This window comes from Teredinibacter sp. KSP-S5-2 (assembly GCF_032773895.1).
Lineage (GTDB): Bacteria > Pseudomonadota > Gammaproteobacteria > Pseudomonadales > Cellvibrionaceae.
Genome location: NZ_CP120416.1, coordinates 3,997,032 through 4,012,566, shown reverse-complemented (window position 1 = coordinate 4,012,566; position 15,535 = coordinate 3,997,032). Strand labels below are relative to the sequence as shown.

At 42.0% G+C, this 15,535-nt stretch carries 14 protein-coding genes; 11 read left to right on the top strand and 3 right to left on the bottom strand.

Annotation, left to right across the window (positions count from 1 at the left end):
* The first annotated feature begins 44 nt into the window (after positions 1-44).
* From P5V12_RS17000 to P5V12_RS16960, 9 genes are all read left to right on the top strand, one after another.
* Positions 45-266, top strand: a complete 222-nt coding sequence (locus tag P5V12_RS17000; RefSeq protein WP_316954288.1) for a hypothetical protein — start codon at positions 45-47, stop codon at positions 264-266.
* 18 nt (positions 267-284) lie between these two features.
* Positions 285-623 (top strand): hypothetical protein, encoded by a 339-nt coding sequence (locus P5V12_RS16995; RefSeq protein ID WP_316954287.1) that lies wholly within the window; start codon positions 285-287, stop codon positions 621-623.
* Between the two features lie 734 nt (positions 624-1,357).
* On the top strand, positions 1,358-2,119 hold the full coding sequence (locus P5V12_RS16990) for a class I SAM-dependent methyltransferase (RefSeq protein ID WP_316954286.1): 762 nt from the start codon (positions 1,358-1,360) through the stop codon (positions 2,117-2,119).
* 149 nt (positions 2,120-2,268) lie between these two features.
* Positions 2,269-2,667 carry a hypothetical protein gene (locus P5V12_RS16985; protein ID WP_316954285.1) on the top strand — a complete coding sequence of 133 codons (399 nt, stop codon included), beginning with the start codon at positions 2,269-2,271 and terminating at the stop codon, positions 2,665-2,667.
* 117 nt (positions 2,668-2,784) lie between these two features.
* Complete coding sequence (locus P5V12_RS16980; RefSeq protein WP_316954284.1) at positions 2,785-3,030, top strand: VF530 family DNA-binding protein; 246 nt, start codon at positions 2,785-2,787, stop codon at positions 3,028-3,030.
* A 295-nt stretch (positions 3,031-3,325) separates the two neighbouring features.
* On the top strand, positions 3,326-3,739 hold the full coding sequence (locus P5V12_RS16975; protein WP_316954283.1) for a hypothetical protein: 414 nt from the start codon (positions 3,326-3,328) through the stop codon (positions 3,737-3,739).
* A 66-nt stretch (positions 3,740-3,805) separates the two neighbouring features.
* Positions 3,806-4,132, top strand: coding sequence for a hypothetical protein (locus P5V12_RS16970; RefSeq protein WP_316954282.1), 327 nt, complete (start codon positions 3,806-3,808; stop codon positions 4,130-4,132).
* 551 nt (positions 4,133-4,683) lie between these two features.
* The gene (locus tag P5V12_RS16965) at positions 4,684-5,025 is read left to right on the top strand and encodes a hypothetical protein (protein ID WP_316954281.1); all 342 of its coding nucleotides are present in this window, start codon (positions 4,684-4,686) and stop codon (positions 5,023-5,025) included.
* 526 nt (positions 5,026-5,551) lie between these two features.
* Positions 5,552-5,875, top strand: coding sequence for a hypothetical protein (locus P5V12_RS16960; RefSeq protein ID WP_316954280.1), 324 nt, complete (start codon positions 5,552-5,554; stop codon positions 5,873-5,875).
* A 424-nt stretch (positions 5,876-6,299) separates the two neighbouring features.
* On the opposite strand, the gene P5V12_RS16955 is transcribed toward P5V12_RS16960, so the two are convergent.
* Together P5V12_RS16955 and P5V12_RS16950 are read right to left on the bottom strand one after the other, a co-directional pair.
* Positions 6,300-9,872, bottom strand: a complete 3,573-nt coding sequence (locus P5V12_RS16955; RefSeq protein ID WP_316954279.1) for a hypothetical protein — start codon at positions 9,870-9,872, stop codon at positions 6,300-6,302.
* A 164-nt stretch (positions 9,873-10,036) separates the two neighbouring features.
* A complete protein-coding gene (locus tag P5V12_RS16950) occupies positions 10,037-10,240 on the bottom strand; it encodes a hypothetical protein (protein WP_316954278.1) in 204 nt (67 codons plus the stop codon).
* 411 nt (positions 10,241-10,651) lie between these two features.
* Here P5V12_RS16950 and P5V12_RS16945 point away from each other — a divergent pair, with 411 nt between their 5' ends.
* Positions 10,652-13,171 carry a TonB-dependent receptor gene (locus P5V12_RS16945; RefSeq protein WP_316954277.1) on the top strand — a complete coding sequence of 840 codons (2,520 nt, stop codon included), beginning with the start codon at positions 10,652-10,654 and terminating at the stop codon, positions 13,169-13,171.
* 121 nt (positions 13,172-13,292) lie between these two features.
* On the opposite strand, the gene P5V12_RS16940 is transcribed toward P5V12_RS16945, so the two are convergent.
* Positions 13,293-13,661 carry a CZB domain-containing protein gene (locus tag P5V12_RS16940; RefSeq protein ID WP_316954276.1) on the bottom strand — a complete coding sequence of 123 codons (369 nt, stop codon included), beginning with the start codon at positions 13,659-13,661 and terminating at the stop codon, positions 13,293-13,295.
* Positions 13,662-14,085: 424 nt separating this feature from the next.
* On the opposite strand from P5V12_RS16940, the gene P5V12_RS16935 reads away from it, so the two are divergent.
* Positions 14,086-15,231 carry an alpha/beta hydrolase gene (locus tag P5V12_RS16935; RefSeq protein ID WP_316954275.1) on the top strand — a complete coding sequence of 382 codons (1,146 nt, stop codon included), beginning with the start codon at positions 14,086-14,088 and terminating at the stop codon, positions 15,229-15,231.
* Positions 15,232-15,535 lie beyond the last annotated feature (304 nt).

Genomic DNA, 15,535 nt, shown 5'->3' with positions numbered 1-15,535 from the left:
ATGCGCCAGATCTATTTAACTGGTTGAAATTCAAGAAAAAGTTAATGTCCAGTTTTGATGAATTTACCCATTTAATGAACATCAATATTGTTATTGGACAAAAGGGGCAAAGTTTGGATAATGAAATAGCAAGCTGGACAGTGAAGATAGCAAAAAATACATGGATGAAGAAGGTTAACGCTTTGAAAATAAAAGATTTTCACCTTTTCCGTCCTTTGTCCTATACAGCATGTTATTGGACAAGCTGTCCATTATTAGATAATTAAATTCAAAAGGAGTAGTTTGTGATCAAAGTTGTTTTAGTAGCATGTTTTTCTGTCTTAATCTCAATGAACGCGATTTCGGCGGATGTTTGGACAGGCAATAAGAAGATCAAGCGAGTTCAAATTGTTCAGAATGGAGGATTTCTTCTTACTTTTGATTCGGTAATACAGCCTTCTTGTTCAATTGCTGGGACATCCGCATTATATATATACCCGGATAAAGGTGGAATAACTCAGGAGGGTATTAAGTCTTTTCTATCCACCGCTTTAATGGCTTTTTCCACAGACTTAAATGTGGACGTAATGTATGACGACTCAACAGGTTATTGTTGGGGTAAATACTTGTTGGTAAGCAAGTAATAATTTAACGCCTATATGACCGAACCTGTCAAAGACCAATAGGAACCAAAAATGCTCGCCCAGATAGCAAGGGTGAATAAAAGTAATTCGACCACTAGCAATCATTTCCCATTTAGCTTGATGGCTGTATCAAACACCTATTGAGAGTCTACGCCTAAGTTTTCTTAGGCGTGCTTTGGCTTTTCCAAAGCGCGACAAGACAAATTAGATGAACCAACTTGGATTGATTAGTTGTCAGTAATGTTAGCTACACATAATACGGACGACTTTCTCGGAATCCTTCTTGTCGTTCTTGGCTTTGTCGCCGGGTATGCACCGTATATACCGAGCGTGATCCAGAATAAACTCAATACCGTCTTTGGTACATAAATCAGCTAACCCGTACTAGGAGAGCATACACTCAGCCCTGACAACGATATCGTTTCAATATAGGAATAAAAGCTGAAAAACGTGCTGCCGTGAACTGGTATGTTCTTATGAGTCAATATGTTAGCATCGAAATCAAGAATACCGGCATACATGGTTTTGGTATGCAAATTGATTCCACAGTAATATTGGTGGGATTTGGTATAAAATCATCATGTAATCGACTCCTTCTTTTTACTTTGGTTTGGCGATTAAAGTTTGGAAGATACCCCCTGTTGGTATCTTTAGGAGGAGGTTATCAGGAAGTATCAAATCAATTCAGCAGACCGCAACGCGTCGGCTGATTAAACCGAGTAAAGGAGTTACAAATGTATTTCAATGATGATCTGTTTGGGGCAAGGGGCTTTGATTTGGTTGCTGCAGCCTATGATCGTTCTAGGCCCGCCTATCCAAAGTTTTTGTTCGAAGGTATAGAATCAGAAGCGGCCTTGGAAATCGGAAGCGGTTCAGGGCAGGCTACTGCTGACTTGCTGCGCATTTCAGGGCATGTTGACTGCCTAGAGCCAGGGGCGAACTTCTGTCGTCTACTAGAAGCTAAATTCGCTCTCCACGATAATTTCAAAGTTCATAACGTTAAATTCGAAGAGTTCTCACCTAGTGTGAAGTATGACCTCATATTCGCCGCTAGCGCTCTTCACTGGGTTGAAAAGCGATTAGCGTACCTAAAGATCAGTGAATGCTTAAAGAGTGGTGGGAAACTCATCGCAGTTTGGAATCAGCCAAGATTCTCAGACGCCGTCTACGCCGTCATCAATGACTCGATTGGTCAGTTAGTACCAGATTTTTACATACCTCGGTGTGGCCGGGAGGAAGTTTCTCTCTTTGAAAATGGATTTCGCGAATTTGCAGAACTAGGTACCTTTGAAAGCTGCGAGATGAAGATTTCCACTTCGGAGAGAGAGGGGGACGCAAGCGTTCTTTTGAATTTGATTTGGAGCTATGTAAACGTCGAAGAAGTTAGTGAGCCGCAATCGTTACTCTCGGAGCTTAAAGACAATCTTGCAAAGCTACAGGCATCCGATTACCGTATCGTTGACAACTACTTAATCAGCACCGGGATAGCTGTGTGAAAGTCTTCTTTATAGCTTAACGAAGTGACCATCACCAACTGCGGTGGCTACCTGCGAGCTATAGATGTCTGGGAGAATGAGATAACAATCAAACGCAGGTGACGCCTAGTTGTCGCATCTACTTTGGGCGTTTTGAATTAGGGGAAATCATGAATAAATTACTTTTAGCTTCACTCTTTATAGGCTTAGTCGGTTGCAATGTTACAACTCAGACTAAAGATGAAGATGTATCAATAGAAAATGCGAACCAGCATATTGCGATGGCAGCAACAGTTGCTTATTTCTACTGTGAAAATCAACGGTGGCCAACAGATGTAGACGAGTTGGAAAAATACAGCGATGCTAAATCTCTTCCGCTCCTAGCTAACCTAGATTTTTCGTATATACGAAATGAACAATCCGTGTTCAAAATTACGGATGTTGTGTATCTTCGTATTCCTGAAAACATCGTAGAGCCAGGGGATATTGCTGTCAGCTCAACTAGCAAGCCTCCGAAATGCGAAGGTAACAATGTAACAACGGATTTTCATATGAATCTCGGTGGCTAAATTGTAAAAATATCAATAATGGCGCGTATCACGCGCTGAACTCGCAACAAGTTGCTCGGCTGTATGGCGGGCATTATGCGCAATAGATATCGAGACTAATGATGGTGTATTACTACTATGAGTGAAGAGCAACTGAATAATCCATTGCATGGTGTTACGCTTGAGACGGTTGTAACAAGGTTAGTGGAACATTACGGATGGGATGGGTTAGCTCAGAGAATCAATACTAATTGTTTTAAGAGCGATCCATCAATTAAGTCCTCTTTGAAGTTTTTACGCAAGACTCAATGGGCAAGAGATAAAGTTGAGAAATTGTATATATCAACATTTACAAAAAATTCCCCTTGGGGTAATTCTAAATAATCAGTAAGAACTGTCGTAATGAAATTTGTTGTAACTAACAAGTATTTGGTGCTTAACAAGGATAGCCTTGCGATATTTTTTCTATTTTACTTTGGGTGCATTAAAAACACGCAAGTTACAGGCGATAAATTTTTTGCGGATTGTTGTCTGCGTAGTGAGGAAAGCTGAGTAACGATTAAATTAAGGTATGGTTAGTATAAATAGCCGAGGCGACTGCCTGTCGATCCGCGCCAAAAGTTCACCTCCGTGGTGTGACATTGAAAGAAGATCTTTTTGTGTTTTAAAGGAGGGTGCCGTGACATGGGCCAGTAAATGTTCGGCAAACGTTTTTCCTCTGAGTAAAAATAATAATGGTCTAAGAAAAGCTCTAAATGAGTGGATATATGACGGTGATATGTATGATCTGGAAGAGCCAAAAGAGACCTGCGAACTCTGTAATCGACCGAATATTCGTTATCAATTCAAAATGAGTCTATTTGGTCGAGCCCTGATTTCTGTTGAAAACGGAAAAGCGTTGATATTTATGGGGGTTGGGTCGGTCGGCTGGTATAGGCGATTCGATTGGAAGTCGATAGATAGAGTTGCTGAAAATACCTCCGGTCAATATAAATATATTTCACTTGAGGGGGAGGCTGAACTTTGGCTGGGATTCAAGTGCGAAAAAGTAGTATTTCATTGTAAATTTTCTGCGAACAAGACAAAAAAATAATTTAAAATTGATGATAATTGAATGCGTATCTGTTTAGGAGGTTATATGTCGATATCGAGGATCTTTATGAATAAAAAGATACTTTGTGCTCTATCTGCGTTGTGTTTTTCTCATTCTACATATTCTGTTACAGCGAATGGGTTCTATTGTTCGGGGAGAATTGCAGAGGTAATTAAGTGGAGTCAGCACACCAATGCTTCTGTACTTCTTGAAGGCTCAAAAAGATATTTTTCATTGCCTTCGAAAGTTGAAGAGTCGATGGTTTTGCTAGCCTATGCTTCTGGAAAAGAAGTTACAATTACTTGGAATAGCTCGAGTGGTGTTGCTGTGACCAACTGTATTGAGGATTGGCCGCATTACAAGACACTGGACGGTTTTATCGTATTAAAATAAACGTATAACTAGCTTTATGATTAGGACTGTCACTACGTGGCTTTCGGGTGAGGTCACAAGTGAAACTCTTTAGTTTATTGGTTTGATTGCTTTTTTTGACGGCGCTGTTGGGGTGTAATAATATACCTAAGAAAGATGTTTGTTATGAGCGTGATATAGAGTTAATCAGCGTGTTTTTTTGAGTCTGCTAATAGCAAGATTTTGCTGTTTACTGTGCGACTCTAAAATCCAACCCGAGATTTTATGGGGAACTTGATGTTGGCTTAGTTATTTAGTCAAATTGTTCTGTCGTAAACATAGTGCGAACTAAGTATGGTATTGGGTCAAAGATTTTTGGTGAAAAGGTTCTAGATTTTATCTCTAGTTTAGATTTTAGAGAGCGCAATGAAAAACCAAAAAAGGTGAGATATAACTTTGAGTTCATCCCTCCTCCCATAGGGAGTGGCATGTAGCAATACATAAAAACGTTAGCCACTTCTTGATCTCTGCCTTGCTGATGTTCGGCTCATCGTAAAGGTGTTATATTTAGTAATCAACAAAAGGAAAATGTTTTGAAAAAATCAATTATGATCGTTGTATTATCTGTTCTTGGAATATCTGGTTTTTCTCATGCAGAGGGACCTGGATGGCAGTCAACCACTAAGATAAAACGTATCGTTGTAGTATCAAATGGTGGTGTAAATGTGAGCTTTGAAAATGAGCTTAAAAATTGCACATCGCTAAGTGGTTATGGAAAAAAATATGCATCTCTTTACACAGATCATCCGGGTATAGATCGCATATATTCTTTGTTAATGGCTGCTTATGTCTCTCAAAAAGACATTCAAATCTATCTTTCCGATAATACGTGTAGAATTGGAGAGGCGGTTATAGGAGGTAATTTTAGTTCTTGATTGTAAATTATTACATGGCGGGTCAAAACAGCAAGAAACGCACGCCCTTGACTCGCTATGTTATTTTGCTCTCTGTAGAAAACGACGTTAGCATAAAGGGATAATGCTGAAGCTCAGTACTTTATATTGGTTGTGTTTTCAGGTTAGGTGTTAGCTTATAAAGAATGTGAAGTGACTATTTAAAAGTCTTGCTGTGGAGACACTAAATGGTATCTTTATGGGTAGCTTTAATGAATAAAGCAAAGTTGTAATGAATTCTACCCATACAATTTTACAGATACATATTCCATCGAGCTTAAATCGAAGATGTCGAGTATCCCATTAATTTTTCGCTCGCTGATGTTTCCATATTACAACGCAGTGAAAGCTTCTCAGCTGGACATCCAAAGTGTTGCCTTATTATCCTGCGTTCAAGGCTTTATACTTAATCATGAAAATTTACATCGTACTTATAACTCTAATACTTGCAGGCTGTACTGATAAGAATGTACTTGTAGGTAGTTGGGAGTACTCTTCCGAAAAGATAGTGTCAGAGCTTAGAGCTAACCCGAATACGCCAGACAATGTGCTTATGTGTTTCGATATGAAATTGTGCGGTCATAACATGATACTCCAGTATACAGACACGCAATGGCGGCAGATAACTGAATTTGAAAATGGGAATATTTTTACATCTGAATTCGTCGACTACGAAATTGCCAATACTTCAGAGTCCAAAGTTTTATTTAAAACTGAGGTTGACGGTGTGCTTAGAGAAACAACTTATACAATCCTCGATCAAGACAATATTTCGTACTATGTCGAACTAGATGGATTTAGGTGGAAAGAGTATTTACATCGAAAACATTAACTGCGAAACCAAAAGGATTTGGGTTAAGCGGTGGTTCTTCCTTAACTACTGAAGCTTTAAACCTTCTAAAAAAGCGACAAAAAGAGTTGTATTTTTATCCCATCTAAGCGGGTTTTTGTTTTGCGTGCTTGGGCTAGTGAATGAAGGCGCGTTAGCCGGGGGTTTAATTATGTTGCTCTTGGCGTATTTCTTCTATTTTTTATCTTTGCAAGGCGATCACTATGGAGTTTGGTATGATGTAGACGAAGAGGAAAGTATGTAAAGAAAGGTTTGGTGTCAATTTCAAGCTAAAAATTTGACTCTCTTAATCCGTGCGGTTTTACTTCCTGATAATTGATTTGCATTGCCTTTTATTTATAAAAAAAAGCCCCACTCAGAGGGTGGGGCATGTGTAAGTCAGAATGAACTCAACGAGCTAAATAGATCAATAACTTGGCTTACTGCAGGTGGTTGAACCGGGTTCACAAATTGCCCAAGCTGTTTTGCCATACGAACCATATTGCCAGGCAAATTTTCTATTTGGACTGACTCTGTACATCTCGCGTCCTTGTGTGTCTCTTGTCCAGTGTAATATTCCTCTTTTATGAGACGCGATTAATTCGTAGATCCTGTTTGTGAAATTACTTTTTTGTGTGGCGTCTTGAGTAAAATATGCACCAAGAACTAAAGGTCTCCCTCCGTCAAGGTTGTGTTCAACGTGGTCTTCGGGGGTACTTAATACCTGACCGTTAGATTTTACAACCGGACCTGGGGTCCCATAGCTAACCGCTGTATAGAGTGTGTGATATATTTCATAGCCACCGTCAACGCCATCCCATTTCATATAATCATCATCCGCGCCGACAACTATTGCTCTGTCGTACTGACATTGCGCTGCAGTAACAAGCGAAGGTGGTATTGCTGCATTACCCGTCTCTTGATACGTGGCAAGTAACTCGTCGGTGAGTAACGAGGTCATCCAGGGTGAAAAATGTGGCTCGGGAATAAAGTCTTCGGGCTTATAGTTATAGCATCCGTTGGTACCAAAACCCTCAACACCATTGGCTTGAAATTGAATAATAGAGTTTACATATTGTTCAACGTTACTCGTTTGATAGGCATTATTGGTTAGCAATGAGTCATATAACGCAGCTGCAAGCGAATAGGCGGCAACCCTGGCTGTTGACGTTGTATTCAGGATAGAAGCTTTAGAGAAGCGTTCCGCAGCCCATGAAACGTAGCCAATTTTATCTAAATAGCGTTCATCTCCCAGTAGCAAATACTGGTTGAAGAGCGTCTCGTTATAGCTATACATCGTTTTTTGATATGAATTAGCAGGGTCAGGGTTTCGCAAGCTAAAACTACCTACACAGTTTGTGGTTTCCAGGGCTGCGCAATCCTCGGGTGTGTAGATGAGTTGCGCATAATGGTCCATTGCTCGGTAGGCTTCTTTCAGCATTTCTGCGTCGCCGGTTATACGATAACTTGCAAACAGTGCCATAGGGCGTTGATAAAGCCATGCTGCTGATCGTTCATCAGCGGGTACGGTTGGCCCTTCATACCAGCCGCCTATGTCGCGAGTATCAGTTGTTACCCAGCCTTGTTTTTCTTCAGCTCGATCGACAATTGAATAGGCAAAATTGTTAACGGCTTGGTCTAATTCACTTAAAAATGCGCGAGTACCACCCGGTGCGCCCATTGGTTCAATGCCCGTGCAAGCGAGGTGATTGATGTCCAGTGCGGCTACCACCATAGGTTCCGAAATAGTTAAACCAATTGCCGCTCTAATCTGAGCATTGTAGGTACCTTCAACGGCTTGACGATAAGTGGATTCCACGGGCACTTTCGTTGGGATATTTAATGTTCTTGCTCCGGAATTTATTTTTACGAACACACGCTTAGCATTGCTGTTTTCAAATGCCATGCTGGTTTGAATTAATACGGAACGAATACCGGGGTTGCCGCTGGAAATTAATCCATCACATAACATGGGTTGTGGTGGCATATTTTTCCAGTTTAATAAACCACTTACATGGGCTGGAATCTCTATGCCATTTTCGTCCGTCAGTTTGACATCATCGGTTCGTATTAGCGTTCCGGGTGCCAACGGGAAACCAAAAGATACGGTTACAGGCGTGGTACCAATTGCATCGGTTGAGGGGTGTAAGTCAACCGCAATGGACTTTGCCGCATTATTAACAACTGGCCCATTAGATGACGTGTCTTCGCTTTTGAAAATTTCAGCGTGAATATCTCGCCAGTTTGTTGGGTTACTGGCATAACCGATTTCAGACAAATCACCGGACGTAGCACCACCAGTACCTCCGCCACCTCCTGTGGTGGGCACTGTTCCTCGAACAAGATAGATGTGAATATTATCCAGAACCGCAACTAATTGCCCTTGACCGCCAGAAGATGGTTTACGCAATTCGAAATACACGCGCTGAACCTGTTCGTTGTTTAGCGCAAGTGTGGTATCGATTTGATACTGGCCGACGATGCCTTCGATAGATTGACAGTTTTCTCTTCTGGAACCGTCTGCCATATAGGCAACGGCGCACGCATCTATGTTGCCAGCTAACGCGGTATCTATACGAACATCGGCTCTAACAGTTAATGAGTATGCAAGCGGGCCGCTGTTATAGCCATAGTCAAACCCGGATGTAATTCTGTTGTAGTCCGGAAAATCAAACTGACAGCTTTGTGTTCCGTCAATGGCATTGGTAGTTTGCGTTACGGCCGAAATGCCTTCTGGATTGGTAAAACCAGCGGTGGAGGATTCGCAGCCAGTATCACTAATCATGTCATCAAGGGATAAGCCTTCTGGCACATAGGGTAGTCCTGAGGGGCCGGTTGGGTCAGTTGGATCGGTCGGATCAGTCGGATCAGTCGGGCCGGAACCTTGTGGCTGTACCAAATAAACTCTTGTGTTATCGAAACTTGCGCTGAAGTTTCCACCCGTGTTTCTGAATTCTGCATAGACGCTAGATAAAATTTCGTTTCGATCCGTGCCTTCGAATAGGTATTCGGTAAACACTTCTGTGAGTGAATCTGCCAACAGCACTTTTTTACACTGTTGCTTGCGTGGGCCGGATTGAAGGTAAGCAACGATACAAATATCAATGTCGTTGCCAACGGAATCGTTTTCCACTCTTACCTTGGTAAACAAGCTAACCGAATGTGCCGTTGGGCCCTGGTTCCAGCCCCACTGAGACATTTGCGACGTGTAGCGTTGATAAATCTGCATCGGCGAGATGGTCAGGCTTGAGGTTCCATCAATTGGGGTAACGCTATTTAAGCTGACGTTCGGGTGTGCATCAAAACCGGCTGCGTCTATTTCATAGTCTGTAGAAAGCAGAGTGTTCAATTCATAGCCGGATGGAACTACTGGCAATAAGTCTTCGCCTTCATACCTGTCTCGAATAAATTCCAGGTTTGCATTGTCGATGACGACTTCAAGTTGCCCTGTGTTGGGTTTTCGTAATTCAAAATAGACATTTAATACAGGGTCTGTCGCGCCGGGTAACGCGGTGGAAACATCAATATTGAATGTCGTTTGACTGGGTAGATAGTCTTGACAGCTATCGACACGCGCGCCACTTTGCGTATAGGCCACGACACAGGCACTAAAGCTTGTGTTTGTTGGCAAGGCATTTAATGTTTTTGCACTAGCGGTAAAACGTAGGTTGTGGCCTATATCGCCGTTATTCCAACCCAATTGTTTGCCGGTACTGGTGCATCGCTTCCAATCGGGAAAATTAATTAACAGGCTTTGGTTGTCAAAGAGTACATCCTGATTATTGATCAGGCTGACGCCGCGATTCGATGCATCTAATGCACAATTCACATCTAGCCCGTTGAATGCGTTATTTGCCTCAAAACCGGGGTCTGCGGTCAGGTTTTCAGAAAGCCCGCCAACGGGTACATCGCTATTGGAAAAGGCTGAAATTGGCGATAGCGCTACGGATATAGTCGCAATGCTAATTAGGTGTTTTAGTCGAATAAATCTTTTACTCATAAAATGCTCCTTATTTTTTTACTGAATTCAAAGGCGGGTTATAAATTTTTTACGCCTTTGTTTATAGAGAAAAGTCAAATGTATTTGTTTGAAATATATTGCATATATAAATCAGAAACGGATTAAGTGACGTAATGTAATTAGCTCTAACATCTACCACGTTTTTAGTTATTACGCGCCAATTTGTATGCTTTTCCTGCAACATGGCTGACGACCTCAAACCCGACCGACTCCTGTATTGAATTCATGAATGAGCAGGCTTTGAGGTTACCAACATAAGTGGTAACACCGTAATCGTGCTCTCCCTCCATTTTTTTTTTAATAATTTGGTTGAATTTTAGGCTGCGATACCCTGGTCCGTATTTCATTTATGAAATCCGATGCAAAATAATCAAAAGATATGATTGGGTGTAAGCTGGGAGCAACCTGAACAATAGATGGACTCTAGCAGAGAATGGTTCAATGAGTGTGAACAAGCTCTGGTTTTCGAAAAAAGGTTGTCTTCTTGATAAACCAAATCACACTAATATTTTTAACGCTGACGGGGAGGCATTAAATTCCCGTGGGTTTCCGTCAAAAGCGTATATCTCCTGCTTCAATAGGTTTGATGATTCTGTGTGGAAACCCGCCGAAAACAAAATCGAAAAAATGTTTATTTTTGCATTCTCAAATCGCATATCTCCTTCGTTAACCAGATAACAGCAATTCACAACTTGCCTGAGATCACTCTCAGGGGGCTCCGTGTTGCGCTGAAAATAATTACTAGCCAGGAGTAGGGTATGTCTGTGCCACGTCATAAATTAACAAAAAAAATACTGAGTTCGGCGATTTCCACAATTGTTGCCTGTAGTGTGATGAATGCATTCGCGCAAGAGGAAGAGAAAAAAAATCAAGGTTTGATGGGGTTGGAAGAAGTGATTGTGACCGGAACCGCCGGTACGTCCACAGTCACCAAGCTGGAGTCTTCCATATCCGTGACGACTTTGGATGCTAAATCTCTGGAGCGTGAGGCGCCCTTGGGTACCGCAGACTTATTGGAAGTTGTGCCAGGGTTCTGGGTAGAAGACTCCGGTGGTGAAACCAACAATAACGTTGCGCCTCGTGGTCTGCGTGGTGGTGAAGGTTTTCGATACATTGGTATTCAGGAAGATGGTTTGCCCGTTATTTATGATGGTGTGTGGGTGGATTTTTATCAGCGAACTGATTTAACAACCGAACGAATGGAAGCTATCCGGGGTGGTACTTCCGGTATTTTTACTCCCAATGGCCCGGCTGCGTTAATTAACTTTATTACACGACGTCCTGTTGCTGAGCATACCGGTAAATTTAAAGTGTCCGGTGCCGATTACGGTTTGTTGCGTGGTGATTTTTATTACAGTGGCGCGGTTACTGATAACTGGAATTTAGGTGTTGGTGGGTTCTATCGTAAGTCAGATGGTGTGCGTGATACACAATTTACCGCGGACGATGGCGGACAAATTCGTTTGGACTTGCTGCGTGAATTTGATGATGGCGATTTAACGCTATCGTTTAAGCATTTGGATGATCACACGACCTTTTTTTCGCCGATTCCAATCTCAAACCAACAAGACCCAACGGGCTTGCCTGGGGTAGACCCTCATTCGGGTACATTATTGGGTAACGATCTAAAAGAAATTGGTTATCTGAAAGCCGATGGCAATTATGTAGTGCGGGATTTTGAAGACGGTCAGCACACAACGGTTTCCACCGCTGGTGCAAAACTAAATTGGCATTTCGAATCCGGTTGGCATATCACTGATACCTTCCGCTACTCCAAATTTAAAAACGACATGTATATTTTGCTGAACTGGGATAACTCCTTTTTGAGTACCTCTGCGGCGGAACGACTTGGCCAACAAGATGTGCAGGATATGCTGACGCAGTTTGCTGCTGACGGTGCGGTTGAAGCCCGTTATCAGGTTGTGGGCACGGGTGAATTCCTGACTGATCTGGATAATTTAAACGGCAATGGTTTGGTCACCATGAACTACCCGTTGTTCTCCCAATATGAAGCCAGTCAGATTGCTAATAATTTAGTATTCAGTTACGAAACCGAGCGTAATACGCTAACGATGGGCTGGTTAATGGCTTCCGTTGATGCAGATACCTTGCCGGTTGACCAGTGGGAAGGGCAGTTTTTAACGGATGTGCGTGACAATGCTCGCCGATTGGATATCGTTGCTGTTAACGAGGCCGGTGATGTAGTCGGGCAACTGACTGACGACGGTATGCTGACCCATGCTCCTGGTTGGAGTGCGGCGGATGCTTACGGTACGTCTATGTCTAACTCACTTTATATTAATGACGAATTCCAAGTAACAGATAAACTGCGTATTGACGGTGGTCTTCGTATTGAGCGTCTTGAACTGGATTCTACCGCTGCCGGCACCATTGCTGGTGTTGAAGTAGCCGGTGCGTTTGATGAAAACGGTAATGATGTCGATAATAATCTGGCAAACAACTACGCGGATATCACCTCCGATACCTATTACAGCCACAGCAAAAGTTTTACCGAAACCGCCTGGTCAATCGGTTTTAATTACACTTTCAATGATGACCTTGCCATGTTCGGCCGCTACGCCGACGCATTTGAAATGCCACGCTTGATGGAGCATGGATTTAATATTGGTGCTGGTGAAGAGGCGACCTTTAATAAAGTGGGTAAGCTCAAGTTCTACGAACTGGGTGCACGTTATTCCGGTGATAATTTTGGTGCGTCTGCAACGTTATTCCAAACAGTCTTTGAAGATCTGACTGAGCGGGGGATTACCGATATTAATAATGTCGCGTCGAATGTGAACATGGATACGGAAACCACGGGGGTTGAATTTGAGGCCGTGTGGCAACCAAATTCAGTATTCTCTCTTGAGCTTAGTGGTGTTGTGCAAGATCCAAAAATGGTTAACCTGCCTGACCAATACAGCAACCGGGAAAATAATCAAATTAAACGTACACCCAAAACCCAGGTACGTTTAATTCCGACGGTGGATTTTGATTGGGGCGACGCTTTTATTATTGTTCACCATGTTGGTGACCGATACGCGGATGGTAATAACGAATTCAGTTTGCCGGATTACACCACGTTTGATGCGGGTGTGAACTACAACATTACCGAAAACTTCCAGTTCACTTTGAAGGGAACCAACCTGACCAATGAGGTGGGGTTAACGGAGGGTAACCCCAGATCGGTAAATGATGTTCAGGCGGGCTACACCAATTTCTTTGCCCGACCCGTGTTAGGAAGAACCTACACTTTCTCTCTGACGTACAATTTTTAGCTAAGGTATCAGTGTCGTCCAGGGATGGGCCCCCTTTTTTTCCTAATTGATCCTCTTTACTGCCGCCTTTATGGCGGCTTTTTTATCTAGGTCTTGTTTATTCAGTTGATGTGAATAACGTCTAGGGTAAGATATTCTGCCACTCTTTCATTAACGTGGTTAATTTTGTTGAAATAGTGGAGAAATCACCACCTAAACGCATTAATGCGTTGGCCTTTTCTTTCTGCCCGGTTAGTGCAAGCTCCAGTATTTTTCCCGCTTCTTTATGAAAGTCTGCGTGTATTGAGACTACGGCTTCGTAGTATTCGGAATGCTTTTGGTTTTCGTCGATACGTTGGTGCAACCATTTGCCAAATGAGCAGTTGTAATCTTGCTTGACTCTGTCTGGAGTCGATTCGCATTCTCCTGTGTCGATCGCCTGGCGCAGCTTTTGCTTCCAGTGATCATGGGCAGTTATGGCTTTGCCGATTTCTTCTTTTACTTCCATCATTATTTTCCTCAACCAGATTATGAAAAAAGTCTAGTACAGGAAGGAAACCTGGCCGTTTTATTATGTTGAAACAGACGACTAATTTTTATGGAAAATTCATCAAACGGATGATGGTGAATAAAATCCATCATATTTGTTTGAGATTTATGTAAAAAATATTACATGGTAAAAAGTTAAACAAATGATAGATAAAAGAGGCATTAGCTTATATCCAAAAATGTGTTTAAATAAGGAAAGAGAATCAATCTTATTTTTGTTTGATGGGTGTTATTTTCTGAAGAGTGTTTTTTGTGCAACTTTTCGGTTGAAGTCTGGATACAACGAATAGACTGGGTACCTTCGTTGAATACCTCTGTTACATCAGATAACGGGATTGCTCTGTTGTATAAACAGTCAATGCTCTGCAAATACCAAGGAGATAAAAGTGAAGCTATGGTCGTTGTTGGTGGTGTTTGCACTATTGTCTGTCAATGTCTGCGCCCAAACAGATTTTTCTCAGCACAGTGTCAGCTCAAAAAATTTGAGCCAAGATATTACTATTCAAGTTTCTCTACCGGAGAGCTACCTGGATTCTGATACATTTCGTTATCCAGTTATGATTGTTTTGGATGGTTCAACCCAACTCAATCATATTGCTGGAAATATTCATTTCCTCAGTACCTACGCCATAGTTCCGGAAATGATTCTGGTTGGCGTCAGTGCCAATAATCGTGCAAAAAACTTTACGCCCACCAGTGTAGATGATGATAAGGAAAACACCGGTGGAGCAACGCAGTATAAGCGCTTTTTGGAAAAGGAGCTGCTTCCCTTCTTAAGGCAGCATTATCGTATTGCGCCCTACGAAATTATTACCGGGCATAGCTTGTCCGGTTTGTTTTCCTGTTTTATCGCTCTTCAACCAGACACAGTCTTCGACGGTGCCATCGCCATTAGCCCAAGTTTATGGTGGGATAACAACTGGTTAGTTAAGGAATCTAAAGTTGTCTTTAAACAGACTCGTTCGTCACCGTTTCGGTGGTATTTGAGTTTGGCTAGTGAGCCGGATGAGATGAAAACCGCCTTTGATCAGCAGGTTTCCCTGCTCGATACTCAAAGACAGAAGAACTTATTCTGGCATGCGGATAGATTCCCGCAGGAAACACATGATAGTACTCCGGCTATTGGAAACCTGACCGCCATTCGCTGGTTATTTCATAACTGGAATGCTGTGCCTGAAATGGATGTGATGCCGTTGAAGGAAATCGAAGCCTTTTATAAAACACTAGCCAAACAATATGGGTATCAGTTTCCATTATCCGCAGACCAATATAATGTTTATGGTTTAAAAGCTGCTTATGAAGGGAAAACCTCGTGGGGAGTGGAAATTTTGGAGGAAGGTGTAAAGCAGTTTCCTTATTCGGAAGTTTTATGGGACAGTTTGGCCACGGCGCAGAGTTTGGATGGCAATACAGAAATGGCCATTAAGGCTTCAGATAAAGCGGTTGCGCTGGCAAGCAAAAAACAATCAAAATGGTTAAACGAAATTCTTGCTCAGTCTAGTAGATTAAAGATGATTGATGAACCGAACTAAAAGAAGGTTTGGTGAAGTATTACGGTTTAGAACTATTTATTAATAGATGTTGATTGTCTATCGAATATAACGCTTGATTCAGTTTTTAAAAAACATATAAAAAGTTAGCTCAGAATACTTTCTGATGATCTGATCATAATGGACGTCAGTAGTGTTCAAAATAGTTTTGTCGTTTTGCGCGGGTTATAAAAATGGTTGGTGCTTTTGGATTGTTTTGAAACCTTTGGAGGCAGGACGCCGACAAAGAGCTCACAGGGATGTGTTTACAGCGTGTTTCATAACAATCCTAAAGTGCCTTACCGAA

Coding starts and splice junctions, on each gene's coding strand:
- P5V12_RS16945 (WP_316954277.1), top strand. CDS start 10,652: ATGTCTGTGCCACGTCATAAATTAACAAAAAAAATACTGAGTTCGGCG.
- P5V12_RS16980 (WP_316954284.1), top strand. CDS start 2,785: ATGAGTGAAGAGCAACTGAATAATCCATTGCATGGTGTTACGCTTGAG.
- P5V12_RS16985 (WP_316954285.1), top strand. CDS start 2,269: ATGAATAAATTACTTTTAGCTTCACTCTTTATAGGCTTAGTCGGTTGC.
- P5V12_RS17000 (WP_316954288.1), top strand. CDS start 45: ATGTCCAGTTTTGATGAATTTACCCATTTAATGAACATCAATATTGTT.
- P5V12_RS16940 (WP_316954276.1), bottom strand. CDS start 13,661: ATGATGGAAGTAAAAGAAGAAATCGGCAAAGCCATAACTGCCCATGAT.
- P5V12_RS16990 (WP_316954286.1), top strand. CDS start 1,358: ATGTATTTCAATGATGATCTGTTTGGGGCAAGGGGCTTTGATTTGGTT.
- P5V12_RS16970 (WP_316954282.1), top strand. CDS start 3,806: ATGAATAAAAAGATACTTTGTGCTCTATCTGCGTTGTGTTTTTCTCAT.
- P5V12_RS16950 (WP_316954278.1), bottom strand. CDS start 10,240: ATGAAATACGGACCAGGGTATCGCAGCCTAAAATTCAACCAAATTATT.
- P5V12_RS16955 (WP_316954279.1), bottom strand. CDS start 9,872: ATGAGTAAAAGATTTATTCGACTAAAACACCTAATTAGCATTGCGACT.